This window comes from Kitasatospora sp. NPDC059146 (assembly GCF_042786665.1).
Lineage (GTDB): Bacteria > Actinomycetota > Actinomycetes > Streptomycetales > Streptomycetaceae > Kitasatospora.
Genome location: NZ_JBHZCY010000117.1, coordinates 1 through 14,025, shown reverse-complemented (window position 1 = coordinate 14,025; position 14,025 = coordinate 1). Strand labels below are relative to the sequence as shown.

Below are 14,025 nucleotides of genomic sequence, written 5' to 3'. Positions count from 1 at the left end.
CCCTAAGTGGTGGAGGCGTGAAAGTTCAGCGGAGGACCGGAGAATTCCGCTCCCGGGGCGCAGCTTGTCCGAAAGTCGTCAGGACGTGCGGTCCTCGACCGGCATCCGCCCGGCGTCCCACCTGACGGGACTTTCAGCATACGGAGTGATCTTGGCGCGCCCCGCGGGTAAGGTGGTGGACCGTGGCCAGTAGGAAAACGTCGATCATGGAAGCTGCGGCGCGGGTGATCGCGCGGCGCGGGGTACGCGGGTTGCGGGTGGAGGAGCTCGCCGCCGAGGCGGGCGTGTCCACCGCGCTCATCTACTACCACTTCAAGGACCGCACCGGGATCCTCCGGCAGACGCTGGAGTTCATCAACGACCGGGCCGAGCGCTACACGACCGAACGCGCCGCCGACGCACCGCCGTTGACGGCCCGCGAGGAGCTGGAGCAGACGCTGCTGCTGGAGCTCCAGGACAGCGTCGAGGTCCGGGAGAACAGCACCGCCTGGGGCGAGCTGCGCGCCAGCGCCGTCTTCGACGAGACCCTGCGCGAGGACCTCGCCCGCGCCACCCGGGTCTGGGTCCAGGAGATCGCCGAACTGCTGGGCGGCGTGCAGCCGATGTCCTCGGCGGTCGCGCTGGCCGGTGCGGCGGAGCGGCTCACCGCGCTGCTCGAAGGCCTCAGCACCCGCTGGCTGAGCGGCAGCCTGCCGCTGGCGCACGCCCGGATGCTGATGGCCGACGCGATCGACGCCGAACTGGTCCGGCTCGGCTCCTGAACGATCTCCTCGCCGGGAACGGGGAGTTCCCGCGCCGGCAGACCCCTTCCGCGCGATGATCCGCCGGACCGACCCATCCGGCACACCGCCCGCCACGAATCCCTGGTGAACCGACCCGACGCCCGCACCGCTCGGTGCACGGCGTCCCCACCCTCGCCCCGGGCAGCACCGGGGCGAGGGTGCCCACCCCCAGGAGCGGCGACCACGCCGCCAGTCCGAACGGGCTGCGTCCGACCGGTTCCCACCCGGCCGGGCCGCCCCGACGAGCGGACGATCATCATGCGCAAAGCCATCTACTGCCTGGCCGCCGCCGGCGCGCTGGGCCTGACCGCGGGCGTACCCGCGACAGCCCTCGCCGCCGGCTCGTCGAGTCCCCCCGGCTACCAGGCCGGACTCCAGCCCGTCCCCACCAACAACGTCACCGGTTCCGGCAGCGCGACGCTCTCACTGAGCGGCGACCAGGCCACCGTCACCGTCGACACCACCGGCCTGCTGGCCGGGGTCCCACACGCGATGCACATCCACGTCGACGGCATGGGCGTGTGCCCGACCGCCGCGGCGGCCACCAACCTCAACGGCCACACCGCGATCAGTACCAGTGACGGCCACCCCTCCTACGGAATGATCGGCACCTCCCTGACCACCAGCGGTGACACCAGCCCCGCCAGCGGCCTGGCCGTCGACCGCTTCCCCACCGGAAGCTCCTTCCACTACGCACGCACCGTGACGGTCACCGACGACGTGGCGAACAACATCCGCTCCGGCAAGGCCGTCATCGTGGTGCACGGCCTCGACTACAACGGCAGCGGCAAGTTCACCGACGTCCTGGGCCCGAGCGACCTGGACCCGACCCTGCCGCAGACCGCCACCGCACCCGCCCTGTGCGGCACCCTCCAGGCCATGCCCACCGGCGGCGCGGCCACCGGCTCGGGGGCCACCCAGCACCGTCCCGACGACGCGGCCCTGGTCACGGGCGGCAGCTTCCTGCTGGTCGCGGCCGCCGGAGGAGCCTGGGTGCTGCGCCGCCGCCGGCCGGTCGGCGACGACCGTTCCTGACCCCCGGCCCCGCCATGCCCGGCAACCACCCGACCGTGTCCGGCGCCCGCCGACGCCTCGCGGTGCTCGCCGCCACCGGCCTGCTGGCCGGTGGCGGAGCGAGCACCCTCGCCCTGGCCGCCACCGACCACGCCGAGCCGCCGCCCCGACCGAATGCCGCGGCCGCCCTCCCGGCCGCGCCCCTCCCGGCCGAACGAACGCCCGGCGGCGCCGCGCTGCCGCCCGGTCCGCTGCCCGCCTCGCCCCCGACCGAACTCGACATCCCGTCGATCCACGTCCACACCTCGCTGCTGCGACTCGGCCTGAACCAGGACGGCACCGTTCAGGTGCCCCAACAGCCCCTCCAGGCAGGCTGGTTCACCGGATCGGTGAGCCCGGGCCAGGTCGGGGCCTCGGTCATCCTGGGCCACGTCGACTCCGCCCGGACCGGGCCGGCGGTCTTCTACCGGCTCGGTGCCCTCAGGCCCGGGGACCAGGTGTCGGTGACCCTGGCCGACGGTGCCACCGTCCCCTTCCGCGTCGACACGGTGCGGGAGTACCCCAAGGACGCGTTCCCGACCCTCGCCGTCTACGGATCCGCCGACGCCCTGCCCCACCTGAGGCTGATCACCTGCGGCGACTGGGACCAGGCCACCCACTCCTACCGCGGCAACACCGTCGCCGACGCCGACCCGACCGGCCCGCTCCCCTGAGCGCGCCCGGCGCCCCAGCGGTGCCGGGCGGGCTCCCCCTCCCGCTGGAGACGCCATGCGCATCACCCGCCGCCGGGCCCAGGTGACCCTGGGTCTGCTGTGGCTCCTCGCCGGAGCGCTGCAGCTGCAGCCCTTCATGTTCACCACCGGCTTCGCCCGCCGGATCATCGCCCCGGCCGGCGACCAGCAGCCCGCCGTCGTCGCGGGCCCGGTGCACTGGGCGGCCCGGCTGATCGCCACCGCACCACTCCCCCTCGACCTGTTGTTCGCCGCCACCCAACTCCTGCTCGGCGCCGCGCTGGTCCTCGCGCACTCGGCCCGCCGGGTCCGCCTCGCGCTCAGCGCCTCGATCGCCTGGGCGCTCGCCGTCTGGTGGCTGGGCGAGGGCCTCGGCGGCCTGACGAGTGCGCACGCGCTGATGCTCACCGGCGGACCGGGCGCCGTCGTGCTGTACGCGGTCGTCGCGCTCGCCCTGTGGCCGGCCCGGCCACCGGCGTCCGGAGGCCTTCCCGGCGACGCCGCCGTCCGGACCGAACCGGCCGACGGACTGCGGACGGGATGGCTCACCTGGTCCTGGGTGGTGCTGTGGGTCGGCGCGGCCGTGCTCCAGGCGCTGCCCGGGAACGGCGCCCTCCAGGCCGTCGCCGGGAGCGCGGACAGTGCTCCCGCCTGGCTCCGCCCGGCCGGCGCGCACACCGTGTCGGCCCTGGCCGCCGGTGGCACCGCCGTCACCGTCGCCCTGGTCGCGGCGCAGGCCCTGATCGGGCTCGCGGCACTGCGACCACGCCTGCGGCCGCCGGCCGCCGGTGCCGCCGTCGCCCTGTCCCTCGTGTTCTGGGTGCTCGGGCAGAGCCTCGGCGGCCTGTCCACCGGCCAGGCGACCGACCCCAACGCCGCCCCGCTCTACGTCCTGCTCGCCCTCCTGCTCGCCGCCACCGCCCCGCGCGCCGCGCGTGCGGCCCCCGGCGTCCCGGCGGGCCGGGAGGCGGCGGTCGCACGGCCGGTGGCCCCGGCCCATCGGAGCGGCTGACGGACCATCAGGGTCCGGCGGGATCGGCCGCCGGGCCCGCCGAAGGCTCCGCGGCCGCTTCCTCCGCGCGGCGTTTGCGGTGCTCGACCCGGACCCCGGCGATGACGGTGAAGGCCAGGCTCGCGGCGATGATCCCCTCGGCCCAGAAGAAGGACACGTAGTCCATCAGCGAGCCGACCGGTGGCGAGCCCGGTGCCGCGTTGCGCATGCCGATGAGCGCGAAGAGGGTCGCCGCCATCCAGCCGAGCGAGGGCCAGACCAGCCCCTGGCCGCCGCGGTAGAGCACCTCCGCGCCACCCAGCACGGCCAGGGCGAGCGCCCACATCGCGGCGATCATGAACCAGGCCAGGATGAAGGTGCTGCGCGCCCGGCTGACCCGGCCGTCCAGGACGGTCACACCGGAGGCGTGCGGGGTGCTGGTGGGCCGCACCACGAAGAACGGGTCGGCGTCCGCGAAAACCAGCCCGACCGGCACCGCGCCGGCGCTGTCCGTGGCCGAGAAGCCCAGTTCGAAGTGGTAGCGGTCGAAGGGGTAGTCGGACTCGGTGCCGTCGTAGAGGTTGGCCTGGACGGACCGGGCGGTGACGGTCTCCCCCGCCGCGGCCCGCAGGTCGGTGCTGGCCGCGGAGTGGACGGTGATGTCGACCTGCCGGGTGAACACGGCGGAGTCCGGACCGTCGGCGAGGCTGCCGTGCGGGACGGCCGCCACGTAGAGGCCGAGGTCGCCCGACCCGGGGTCGATCTCCTGGGCGGTGAGGTCGAGTTCGATCCAGTCCGCCGCCGTCGGCAGGGCCAGTTCCCGGGTCTGCTGCCGGGTGTCGCGCTCGTTGAAGTACAGCGCGATGCCGGCCGAGCAGAGTACGGCGAGCAGCAGCAGGGCGAGGGCGAAGCGGTTGCCGCGCAGTCGGCCGCGGCCCCTCACGACGAGGCGGCGGGCGAGGCCGGGCCGGACGGCGCTCCGGCCGACGCGCCCGACGCGCCCGCCGCGGCGACCGGCTGCTGCTGGGTGGCGCAGTGGATGCCGCCGCCGCCCGCGGCGATGTGGTTGATGGAGACCTGGGTGACCTTGCGGCCGGGGTGGAGGTCGCCGATGATGCCGGCCGCCTTGTCGTCGGCGGCCTGGTCGCCGAACTTCGGGACGATCACGCCGCCGTTGCAGACGTAGTAGTTGATGTAGGTGGCGAGGAAGTTCTTGCCCGCGCCCTGGATCAGGTCGAAGTCGGGCTCGGGGAGGTCGACCACCTTGAGCGTGCGGCCCTTGGCGTCGGTCGCGGTCTGGAGCACCTGGACGGCCTGGTTGGAGGCGGTGGTCCAGACGTCCGGCGGGGTGTCGGCGGCGGGGCGGTGCAGGACGACGGTGCCGGGCTCGGCGAAGCGGGCGAGCGCGTCGACGTGGCAGTCGGTGATGTCCTGTCCGGCGACGCCCTTGAACCAGATCACCTTCCGGACGCCGAGCAGGTCCTTGAAGTCCGCCTCGATCTGGTCCCGGCTCTTGCCGGGGTTGCGGTTGTCGTTGACCCAGGAGCTCTCGCAGGCCATCAGGGTGCCCTCGCCGTCGACCTCGATGCCGCCGCCCTCGCCGGTGATCGGCGCCTGGATGCGGGTGATGCCGTAGTGGTCGAGGAGGTTGCGGGCGACCTGGCCGTCGTTGGCGTGGGTCTGCTTGCCGCCCCAGCCGTTGAAGTTGAAGTCGACGCCGGCCAGGCCCTGGGCGCCGGTGACGAAGGTCGGGCCGGTGTCCCGGGCCCACAGGTCGTCGACCATCAGCTCCAGCACCTCGACGGAGGAGCCGCAGGCCTGGCGGGCCTGGTCGGCCTGGTCGGGGCGGGCCAGCAGGACGACCGGTTCGAAGCCCGCGACGGCCTGGGCGAGCGAGGCGATGTCCTGCCGGACGCCGGGGAGTTGGTCGCCCCAGACCTCCTCCAGGGCCGGCCAGGCCATGAAGGTGCGGGTGTGCAGGCCCGACTCGGCGGGCATCGCCCGGGCGGCGGCCTGGCTGCCCGACGGGGCCGGGGTGCCCGCGGCCGGGCTGCTCGGTCCGGGCTGCTCGTCCGCCGTGCTGTCGGAGGAGCAGCCGCCGGCCAGGGCCAGGGCGGCGAACGCGGCCCCGGACTGCAGGAGCGCACGGCGGGACGGCCGGGAGGGAGCCATGGGGCCTCGTTCCGGTAGGTGTCGGGTTCGGCTCCGCAGGCTACTGAAAGGTGCGTCAGGTTCCGGCGCGGCGCGGCTCCGCCGTTCGAGGGAATCCCCGCCCCGCCCTGACCCGCCCCACCCTGGCCCGCCCCACCCTGGCCACGGCCGCGGAACGACGGCGGACGGCGCCGTCCCCCACCCGGGACCGGCAGGTCCCACCACCTGCCGGTCCCGGGTCGCGCTACAGCGCGCGGCGCGCGGCGGCGATCCCGTCGGGATCCCAGCCGGGCCGGGGGACGGACTCCAGCAGCAGCGCCGTGTAGGCGTGCTGCGGGTCGTCGAGGACCTGGGCGGTCGGTCCGGCCTCGACGATCCTTCCGTTCCGCATCACCACGACCTCGTCGGTGACGCAGCGGACCACGCCGAGGTCGTGGGTGATGAAGAGGTAGCCGATGCCGGTCTCCTCGCGGATGTCGGCGAGCAGGTTGAGCACCTGTGCCTGGACGGACACGTCCAGGGCGGCGACCGCCTCGTCCAGTACCAGGACGGCCGGCCGCACGGCCAGCGCCCGGGCGATGGCGACGCGTTGGCGCTGGCCCCCGGAGAGCTGGCGGGGCAGCGCTTCGGCGGCCCTGGTGCCGAGCCCGACCTGGTCGAGGAGTTCCTTGATCCGGGCCTGGTGGTCGGTCTCCGGGAAGTGCAGCCGCAGGGTCTCCCGGAGCACGGCCTCGACGCTGGTGCGCGGGTCCAGCGAGAGGTACGGGTCCTGGAAGACCATCTGCACCTCGCGGGCGCGGGCCAGCCGCTCGGCCCTGCCCCGGGCGCGGCCGGTCCGCGGCCGGCCGTGGACGGTGACCCGCCCCTCGTCGGCCTGTTCGAGGCCGACGATGATCCGCGCGGTGGTGGTCTTTCCGGAGCCGGACTCGCCGACGATGCCGAGCGAGGCGCCGGCGTCGAGGGTGAAGGAGACGTCGTCCACCGCCCGGACGCTGCCGAAGGTCCGGTGCAGTCCGGTGACCTGGAGTACGGGCTCAGGCATCGGCGCGGCTCCCTTCGAGCGGGCCGTCCCCGGCCGGGGTGTCCCCGAACGGGCCGTCCCCGAGCGGGTGGTGGCAGGCGACCAGGTGCTCCTCCGGAGTGGGAGCCTCCCCGGCCAGCTCGGGGGTCTGCTCCCGGCACACCTCGGTGGCGAAGGAGCACCGGGCGGCGAACGCGCAGCCGTTCAACTCCTGCCGCAGGTCGGGCGGTTGGCCGTCGATGGCGGCGAGCCGGCCGGCCGGGGCGTCCAGTCGGGGGGTGGAGGCGAGCAGGGCGGCCGTGTAGGGGTGGCGGGGCCGGGCGAAGAGTTCGGCGGCGGGGCCGGTCTCGGCGATCCGTCCGGCGTACATGACGTAGACCCGGTCGCTGATCGCGGCGGCGAGGCCGAGGTCGTGGGTGACGAACAGCAGCCCGGTGCCGAAGCGTTCGCGCAGCCGGCCGAGCAGGGCGACCACCTCGGCCTGGCTGGTGACGTCGAGCGCCGTGGTGGGCTCGTCGGCGAGCAGCAGGATCGGGTCGCCCATCAGGGCGGCGGCGATCATCACGCGCTGGAGCATGCCGCCGGACAGCTGCCCGGGGTAGCGGCTCAGCAGTTCCGGGCCGAGGCCGACGGCGTCGAGGAGTTCGACGGCCCGCCGGTCGGCGTCGGCGGCGCTCATGGCGCCGGTGAGGCGCACGCTCTCGGTGAGGAAGTCGCCGATCCGGCGCAGCGGGTTGATGGCGGCCCGGGGGTCCTGGAAGATCATCGCGGCCTGGCCGGTGCGCAGGGCGCGCAGCCGGGCGGGCGCCATAGTCAGGACGTCCTCGCCGTCGACCAGGACGGTGCCCTCCGGTGCGGCGCCGGACGGCAGCAGGCCGAGGGCGGTGCGGGAGGTGAGGGTCTTGCCGGAGCCGGACTCGCCGACCAGGGCGACGGTCTCGCCGGGGGCGACGGTGAGGTCGACCCCGTCGAGGACGGGCCGGGCGGTGCCGGGCAGTTGGAGCCGGAGGCCCTGGATGTCGAGGGCGTTCACCTTTGATCTCCTAGGATGCCCTGGCCATCAGGCCGGGGAGGAATAGGTCTTTGGCTCGGAGCCGCGAAGCGGCGGAATGGTCTTCGGATGTTCTGGCATGAGCCGTTGTCAGTGCGTGTCGGTAGGTTGCTCTCGTGCACCTCAGGTACTCCTATCGCGTCTACCCGACGGCAGGTCAGCGCGCTGCGCTGGCCAAGACGTTCGGGTGTGCCCGGGTGGTGTACAACGACGGTCTCGCGGCGCGAAAGGAAGCCCGGAAAACCGGGCGGCCATACCCGAAGGCCACGGATCTGCAGAAGTCCGTGATCACTGCGGCGAAGAAGACCCCCGAACGCGCGTGGCTCGCCTCGGTGGGTGTGGATCCGCTGATCCAGTCCCTGCGGGATCTGGACACGGCGTACCGGAACTTCTTCGACTCGGTGTCCGGAAAGCGCGACGGTCGGCCGGTTGGTCTGCCCCGGTTCAAGTCGAAGCGTGATGCCCGGCAGTCGCTTCGGTTCACGCGCAACGGGTTCCGCATCCGTTCCAACGGGAAGCTGAATCTGGCGAAGATCGGCGATGTGCGGGTGAAGTGGTCGCGGGCGCTGCCCGCTGACCCGTCGTCGGTGACGGTCGTGCTGGACGCGGCCGGGCGGTATCACGCCAGCTTCGTCGTGGACGTGGAGCTCGAGCACTTGCCCGAGGTCGATGCCGAGGTGGGCATCGACCTCGGGCTGACCACCTACGCCGTCCTCTCCGACGGCAGCGTGATCGACAACCCCCGCTTCCTCCGCAAGGCGGAGAAGAAACTCAAGGCCGCGCAGCGGGAGCTGTCCCGCAAGGCCAAGGGCAGCAGGAACCGGTCCAAGGCCCGCCGCAAGGTAGCCAGGGCGCACGCCAAGGTTGCCGACACCCGCAAGGACTGGCTGCACCAACAGACCACCAAGTTGATCCGCGAGAACCAAGCGGTGTACCTGGAGGACCTGAACGTGCGCGGCCTCGCCCGAGGCCGACTCGCCAAGTCCGTCCACGACGCCGGATGGGCCACCTTCCGGCGCCTGCTCGAAGAGAAAGCAGCCCGGTACGGACGTGTCATCGGGATCGTGCCCCGCGCGTTCCCGTCCTCCCAGCTCTGTTCGGCGTGCGGGCACCGCGACGGACCCAAACCCCTGCGGGTGAGGGAGTGGGCGTGTGGTGCATGTGGTGTGCTGCATGACCGTGACCTCAACGCTGCTCGAAATATCCTGGCCGCCGGGCAGGCGGACAGGCTAAACGCCCCTGGAGGGCCGGTGAGACCCGGTGTGGCGATCCCACGCCGGGCACGGCCCGTTGAACGGGGAACCCACCTCGGCGACCTGCGGACCACGGGCATCCGTGCCACAGGCGCGGGAGGAATCCCCACCCGATAAGGGCAGGGAGGATGTCAAGGGGTCCTTCCAGTGGTGCGGTGGTCGTTCATGCGGACCTCCGGGCGACCCGGTCGGCCCAGCGCTCGCCGACCACGTTGAAGGCGACGACGGTGAGCACGATCAGGGCGCAGGGCAGGATCGCGGAGAGCGGGTAGCCGTGCTGGATCGCGGTCTGGCCGTCGAAGACCATCCGGCCCCAGTCGGGGGTGAGGGCGGGGACGCCGAGGCCGAGGAAGGACAGGCCGGCGAGGTCCATCAGGGCGTAGCCGAAGTTGACGGCGGACTGGGCGAGGACGACCGGCGCGATGTTGGGCAGGACGTGCCGCAGGCAGATCTGCAGGGCGGAGTGGCCCTGGACCTGGTAGGCGGAGACGTACGGCCGGGTCCGTTCGGCCAGCACCAGGGAGCGGGTGAGCCGGGAGACGTAGGGCAGGTAGGCGATCGCCAGGGCGACGACGGGGGCGAGCAGGCCCTCGCCGTAGACCGAGACGATCAGGATGGCGAGCAGCATGCCGGGGAAGGCGAAGACCAGTTCGGTGCTGCGGGAGAGGACGGAGTCGAGCCAGCCGCCGCGCCAGCCGGCCGCGAGGCCGACGGCGATGCCGGCGACGGTGGAGAAGACGACCACGCCGAGCGGGCCGAGCAGCGAGGTGCGGGCGCCGATCAGCAGCCGGGAGAGGGTGTCGCGCCCGGCCGTGTCGACGCCGAGCAGGTGGTCGGGCGAGGGCCCGGCCAGGGCGTTGCCCAGGTCGACGGCGTTCGGGTCGTACGGCGACAGCAGGGGGGCGAGCAGGGCGGCGAGCACCACCAGTACGGCGAAGCCGAGGCAGGCCAGGTAGAGCGGGGCGCGGGCGGCCTTGATCCGGCCGAGGCCGGGCCGGCGGGTGAGGCCCGACCGTTCGGTGAGACCGGCACTCATGCGTCGGACCTCCTGGAGCCGAGGGTGACCCGGGGGTCGACCAGTGGGTGGAGCAGGTCGACGACCAGGTTCACCGTCATGAACAGGGCGACGATGATCAGCGAGATGGCCTGGACGGTCGGGAAGTCCTTGGTGGTGGTGGACAGTTCGAGGAGCTGGCCGATGCCGCCGATGCTGAACGCGGACTCCACCAGGATGGTGCAGACCAGCAGGGTGGAGACGATCAGGCCGCCGGTGGTCAGCACGGTGCCCAGCGAGTTGCGGAACACGTGGCGGCGGATCACCTCGCGCTCGGGGACGCCGCGGCTGCGGGCCACGGTGACGTGCTCGCCCTCCAGGGCCTCCAGCATGGCGGCGCGGGTGACCCGGGCGAGCATGCCGATGAGGTAGAGCGCGAGGGCGAGCGCCGGCAGGGTGAGGTGCCAGAGCATGTCGCCGAGGCCGTCGCCGACGCCGCCGACCGGGAACCAGCCGAGCTTGACCGCGAAGAGGCCCTGGAGCAGCACGGCGGCGACGAAGGACGGCGTGCCGAGGGCGATCGTGGTGGTGACCAGGATGGTGGAGTCGGTGGCGCCGCCGCGCACCGCCCCGAGCCTGCCGAGGGCCAGGCCGATGACGACCACGATCACCAGGGCCATGCCGACCAGCAGCAGGGTGGCGGGGAGCCGGTCGGCGAGCAGCTTGGACACGTCGGTGCGGTAGGTGATGGAGCGGCCGAAGTCGCCCTGGAGCACCTGGCCGAGCCAGCGGAAGTACCGCACCAGGAAGGGGTCGTCGAGGTGGTACTGCTCGTTGATCGCCTGGAGGGCGGCCGGCGAGGCCGACCGTCCCGACAGGAGGAAGCTCGCGGGGCTGCCCGGCGCCAGGTACATGGCCCCGAAGACCACGAACGAGGCACCGAGCAGGGTCACCGCCATCTCGACCAGCCGCCGGGCGGCGAATCGGAGGAAGCTCACCGTGCGGCCCCCACATCGGCGGCCCACGGGTAGTACATGTACGAGATGGTGGTCGGGGCGCCGGTGATCCGCTTGTTGAGGAACACGGCGGTGGGCCACTCGGCGACCGGGATCCACAGCAGCTGCTGGGAGGCGGCCTGCTGGAGCTTGGCCTCGATCGCGCCGCGCTTGGCCGGGTCGTACTCGGCGGTGGCCTGGTCGATCAGGTCGTCGTAGGCCTTGTCGCTGTAGCCGGCGAAGTTCTGGTAGGCGCCGGTGCGGAAGTTGACGAGCAGGTCGAGCGGGTCGGTGATGGAGTCGTAGTACGTCTCCGGGAACATGTCGATGCCCTCGCGCGCCTTGGCGTCGGTGAACAGCGCGGTGAAGGCGTTCGGGGCGATCGTCTTGAGCTGGATGTCGAGGCCGATCTTCGTCCCGGCGGCCTGGACGGCGGTGGCGAGCAGGGAGACGTCCTGGCCGATGGTGCTGGTGGCCATGACGAGCGTCTTGCCGCTCGCGCCGGCCTCCTTGACCAGGGCCTTGGCCTTGTCGATGTCCTGGGTGGTGGGGGTGAGGCCGTCGAAGGCGCTCTTGCGGACGTCGTCGGGGGCGGAGGCCCAGGCGGCCCTGGTGGTGAGGGAGCCGGTGACGGTGCCGGAGCCGGCCAGGCCGGTCTTGACGAAGCCGGAGCGGTCCAGGGCCAGCGACAGCGCCTGGCGCACCCGGACGTCGCCGAGCGCGCCCTGCATGTTGGTGACGTTGACGTTGACGGTGCTCAGGCCCTCGCCGAAGTAGAGGGTGCCCGGGCCGCTCTTCTTGAGGCGGTCGTAGCTCTCGGTGGGGATGAGGTAGCCGCCGTCGACGTCGCCGGTCAGCATCGCGTTGGTGCGGGCCGAGGAGTCGGTGAGGAAGCTGAACACGACCTTCTTCGACTTGGCCTTGGTGCCCCAGTAGTCGTCGAAGCGCTGGAGTTCGAGCGACTGGCCCTTGGCCCAGGTGCCGAGCTTGAAGGGGCCGGTGCAGTCGAGGCTGCCGGTGGTGCCGTAGTCCTTGCCCGCGGCCTCGATGCCGGCCTTGGCGGCGACGACGCCGGCGGCGGTGGCCATGTACTGCGGGAACTGGGAGTCGGCCTGCTTGAGCTTGACGGTGACCTGGAGCGGGCCGGTCTTGGTGATGGAGTCGACGTTCTGGAAGGTCTGGGCCCAGGCCGCCGCGTTGTTGGGGTCGGTCTGCCGGCCGAGGCTGTACACGACGTCGTCGGCGGTCATCACCGTGCCGTCGTGGAAGTGCACCCCCGAGCGCAGGTCGTAGACCCAGGTGGTCGGGTCCGGGTTGGTGGCCTTCTCGGCCAGGCCGGGAGCCAGGGTGAGCTGGGGGGTCCAGCGCATCAGGCTCTCGCACACGTTGGAGAGGATCGTGTTCTGCGGGTAGTCGAAGGCCTGGATGTAGTCGAGGGTCGGCGGCTCGGCGTAGGTGGCCCAGGTGAAGGAGTCGATCTCGCCCTTGGCGGGCGGGGTGGAGGCGGAGAGCTGGAAGCCGGCCTGGCCGGAGTCCCCGCCGCGCGGGGGGCCGGAGCAGGCGGCGACCATGGTCGCGGCCGAGAGCAGGGCGGTGGCGAGGGCGAGCCGGCCGCGCTTGGTGGCGCGTCTCGCGGGTGCGAGCGTCATGAGGGTGGTCTTCCGATCGGTGCGGAACGGGAGGTGCGGAGCGGTACGGGGTGCGGGCCGTACCGGTCCGCGGGGGACGCGCCGGTGGGGCGGTCGCGTCCGTGGGCCGGACGGGGGCCGGATGGGGGCCGGCCCGGGCGGCCGGGGGTCAGGCCCGGGCGGCCGGGATCTGCTGGGTGATGCAGTGGACGCCGCCGCCGCCGTAGGCGATCACCCGGGCGCGCACGCCGACCACCTTGCGGTCGGGGTAGGCCGCGGCGAGGACGGCGAGCGCGCCCGCGTCCTCGGGGTGGTCGGCGACCGGGACGACGACGCCGCCGTTGGCCAGGTAGAAGTTGAGGTAGCCGACCTCGACCCGGTTGCCGTCGACCTCGACGAAGGCGGCCTGCGGGACGTCGACGATCTCGAAGGGCCGGCCCTGGGCGTCGGTGGAGTGCTCCAGCACGGTGCGGTTGGCGCGCATCCGCACGTAGTCCGGGTGCTCGGGGTCGGCGGGCAGCTGCACGACGACCTTGCCGGGGGCGACGAAGGCGCAGACGCCGTCGACGTGGCCGTCGGTCTCGGTGTCCAGCGCGCCGCCGTAGGGCAGCCAGATCACCTTGGTGACGCCGAGGCGGGCCTTGAGCTCGTCCTCGATCTCCTCCCGGCTCAGGTCCGGGTTGCGGTTGGGGTGGAGCAGGCACTGCTCGGTGGTGATCAGGGTGCCCTCGCCGTCGACGGTGATGGCGCCGCCTTCGAGGATCATCTCGGAGCGGACGGCGGGGACGCCCAGGTGGTCCAGCAGCAGGGCGCTGATCCGGTCGTCGGTGTCCCAGGGGTGGTGCTTGCGGCCCCAGGCGTTGAAGCGGAAGTCGACGCCGGCCCGCCGGCCCTCGCCGTCCAGCACGAAGATCGGCGCGCTGTCGCGGAACCAGGAGTCGTCCAGCGGGAGTTCGACGACGGTGGTGCCCTCGCCGCAGAGCTCGCGCGCCTCGTCGCCGTGGCCGGGCGGCGCCACCATGGTGACCGGCTCGAACTCGGCGATGGCGCGGGCGACCGTCGCGTACTCGCGCTTCACCTCGTCCAGGGTGTCGCCCCAGAGGTCCGGCCGTACGGGCCAGGCCATCAGGCAGCCCTCGTGCTCGGTCCACTCGGCGGGCATTCGGAACGTCACGGGTTTCCTCTTCCGTTCGGAACTGGTGCGGTGCTGTGGTGCGGGCTCGGCGCCGGGGCCCGGCGGGATCCGCCGGGCAGGCCGCGGGGCCGAGGCCTCGGCGGCCCGCCGCCGTGGGGTACCGGGCGGGCCGCCGAGGGGTTGGAGGGCCTAGGGCCTGTCCGGCGGATCTTGGCAGATCAGCGCGCGGCGTTGGGCGCCCGGCTGGGCGTGCGCCCGAGTCGGCCTCGTACTGGACGT

General features: G+C 73.0%; 13 protein-coding genes. 5 read left to right on the top strand and 8 right to left on the bottom strand.

Going from position 1 to position 14,025, the window contains the following annotated elements:
- Nucleotides 1-206: 206 nt before the first annotated feature.
- The 4 genes from ACFXPX_RS34375 (at nucleotide 207) to ACFXPX_RS34360 (ending at nucleotide 3,539) form a co-directional block, all read left to right on the top strand.
- The gene (locus tag ACFXPX_RS34375) at nucleotides 207-761 is read left to right on the top strand and encodes a TetR/AcrR family transcriptional regulator (protein WP_375893548.1); all 555 of its coding nucleotides are present in this window, start codon (nucleotides 207-209) and stop codon (nucleotides 759-761) included.
- Between the two features lie 279 nt (nucleotides 762-1,040).
- Nucleotides 1,041-1,817 (top strand): hypothetical protein, encoded by a 777-nt coding sequence (locus ACFXPX_RS34370; protein ID WP_380530569.1) that lies wholly within the window; start codon nucleotides 1,041-1,043, stop codon nucleotides 1,815-1,817.
- A 14-nt stretch (nucleotides 1,818-1,831) separates the two neighbouring features.
- Nucleotides 1,832-2,509 (top strand): class F sortase, encoded by a 678-nt coding sequence (locus tag ACFXPX_RS34365; RefSeq protein ID WP_380530567.1) that lies wholly within the window; start codon nucleotides 1,832-1,834, stop codon nucleotides 2,507-2,509.
- 55 nt (nucleotides 2,510-2,564) lie between these two features.
- Nucleotides 2,565-3,539, top strand: coding sequence for a hypothetical protein (locus tag ACFXPX_RS34360; protein WP_380644419.1), 975 nt, complete (start codon nucleotides 2,565-2,567; stop codon nucleotides 3,537-3,539).
- A 7-nt stretch (nucleotides 3,540-3,546) separates the two neighbouring features.
- Here ACFXPX_RS34360 and ACFXPX_RS34355 read toward each other — a convergent pair whose 3' ends face one another.
- From ACFXPX_RS34355 to ACFXPX_RS34340, 4 genes are all read right to left on the bottom strand, one after another.
- Nucleotides 3,547-4,461 carry a DUF4436 family protein gene (locus ACFXPX_RS34355; RefSeq protein ID WP_380530561.1) on the bottom strand — a complete coding sequence of 305 codons (915 nt, stop codon included), beginning with the start codon at nucleotides 4,459-4,461 and terminating at the stop codon, nucleotides 3,547-3,549.
- A complete protein-coding gene (locus ACFXPX_RS34350; RefSeq protein WP_380644418.1) occupies nucleotides 4,458-5,690 on the bottom strand; it encodes an agmatine deiminase family protein in 1,233 nt (410 codons plus the stop codon). Before ACFXPX_RS34350 ends, ACFXPX_RS34355 begins: the two co-directional genes overlap by 4 nt.
- Nucleotides 5,691-5,913: 223 nt before the next feature.
- On the bottom strand, nucleotides 5,914-6,711 hold the full coding sequence (locus ACFXPX_RS34345; RefSeq protein WP_375893537.1) for an ABC transporter ATP-binding protein: 798 nt from the start codon (nucleotides 6,709-6,711) through the stop codon (nucleotides 5,914-5,916).
- The gene (locus ACFXPX_RS34340; RefSeq protein WP_380644417.1) at nucleotides 6,704-7,723 is read right to left on the bottom strand and encodes an ABC transporter ATP-binding protein; all 1,020 of its coding nucleotides are present in this window, start codon (nucleotides 7,721-7,723) and stop codon (nucleotides 6,704-6,706) included. The genes ACFXPX_RS34345 and ACFXPX_RS34340 overlap by 8 nt, the downstream gene beginning before the upstream one ends.
- A 134-nt stretch (nucleotides 7,724-7,857) precedes the next feature.
- Here ACFXPX_RS34340 and ACFXPX_RS34335 point away from each other — a divergent pair, with 134 nt between their 5' ends.
- Nucleotides 7,858-9,111, top strand: coding sequence for an RNA-guided endonuclease InsQ/TnpB family protein (locus ACFXPX_RS34335; RefSeq protein ID WP_380522736.1), 1,254 nt, complete (start codon nucleotides 7,858-7,860; stop codon nucleotides 9,109-9,111).
- 46 nt (nucleotides 9,112-9,157) lie between these two features.
- Here ACFXPX_RS34335 and ACFXPX_RS34330 read toward each other — a convergent pair whose 3' ends face one another.
- The 4 genes from ACFXPX_RS34330 to ACFXPX_RS34315 all read right to left on the bottom strand — a co-directional run bounded on the left by ACFXPX_RS34330 (nucleotide 9,158) and on the right by ACFXPX_RS34315 (nucleotide 13,785).
- Nucleotides 9,158-10,030, bottom strand: coding sequence for an ABC transporter permease (locus tag ACFXPX_RS34330; RefSeq protein ID WP_380522735.1), 873 nt, complete (start codon nucleotides 10,028-10,030; stop codon nucleotides 9,158-9,160).
- On the bottom strand, nucleotides 10,027-10,986 hold the full coding sequence (locus ACFXPX_RS34325) for an ABC transporter permease (RefSeq protein WP_380522734.1): 960 nt from the start codon (nucleotides 10,984-10,986) through the stop codon (nucleotides 10,027-10,029). Before ACFXPX_RS34325 ends, ACFXPX_RS34330 begins: the two co-directional genes overlap by 4 nt.
- A complete protein-coding gene (locus ACFXPX_RS34320; protein ID WP_375893529.1) occupies nucleotides 10,983-12,632 on the bottom strand; it encodes an ABC transporter substrate-binding protein in 1,650 nt (549 codons plus the stop codon). The genes ACFXPX_RS34325 and ACFXPX_RS34320 overlap by 4 nt, the downstream gene beginning before the upstream one ends.
- Nucleotides 12,633-12,780: 148 nt before the next feature.
- On the bottom strand, nucleotides 12,781-13,785 hold the full coding sequence (locus ACFXPX_RS34315; RefSeq protein WP_375893527.1) for an agmatine/peptidylarginine deiminase: 1,005 nt from the start codon (nucleotides 13,783-13,785) through the stop codon (nucleotides 12,781-12,783).
- Nucleotides 13,786-14,025: the final 240 nt, after the last annotated feature.

What these genes read in the sequence shown, in the direction of transcription:
- ACFXPX_RS34375 (WP_375893548.1), top strand. Translation starts at nt 207, where the DNA reads ATGGAAGCTGCGGCGCGGGTGATCGCGCGGCGCGGGGTACGCGGGTTG.
- ACFXPX_RS34370 (WP_380530569.1), top strand. Translation starts at nt 1,041, where the DNA reads ATGCGCAAAGCCATCTACTGCCTGGCCGCCGCCGGCGCGCTGGGCCTG.
- ACFXPX_RS34365 (WP_380530567.1), top strand. Translation starts at nt 1,832, where the DNA reads ATGCCCGGCAACCACCCGACCGTGTCCGGCGCCCGCCGACGCCTCGCG.
- ACFXPX_RS34360 (WP_380644419.1), top strand. Translation starts at nt 2,565, where the DNA reads ATGCGCATCACCCGCCGCCGGGCCCAGGTGACCCTGGGTCTGCTGTGG.
- ACFXPX_RS34350 (WP_380644418.1), bottom strand. Translation starts at nt 5,690, where the DNA reads ATGGCTCCCTCCCGGCCGTCCCGCCGTGCGCTCCTGCAGTCCGGGGCC.
- ACFXPX_RS34345 (WP_375893537.1), bottom strand. Translation starts at nt 6,711, where the DNA reads ATGCCTGAGCCCGTACTCCAGGTCACCGGACTGCACCGGACCTTCGGC.
- ACFXPX_RS34330 (WP_380522735.1), bottom strand. Translation starts at nt 10,030, where the DNA reads ATGAGTGCCGGTCTCACCGAACGGTCGGGCCTCACCCGCCGGCCCGGC.
- ACFXPX_RS34320 (WP_375893529.1), bottom strand. Translation starts at nt 12,632, where the DNA reads ATGACGCTCGCACCCGCGAGACGCGCCACCAAGCGCGGCCGGCTCGCC.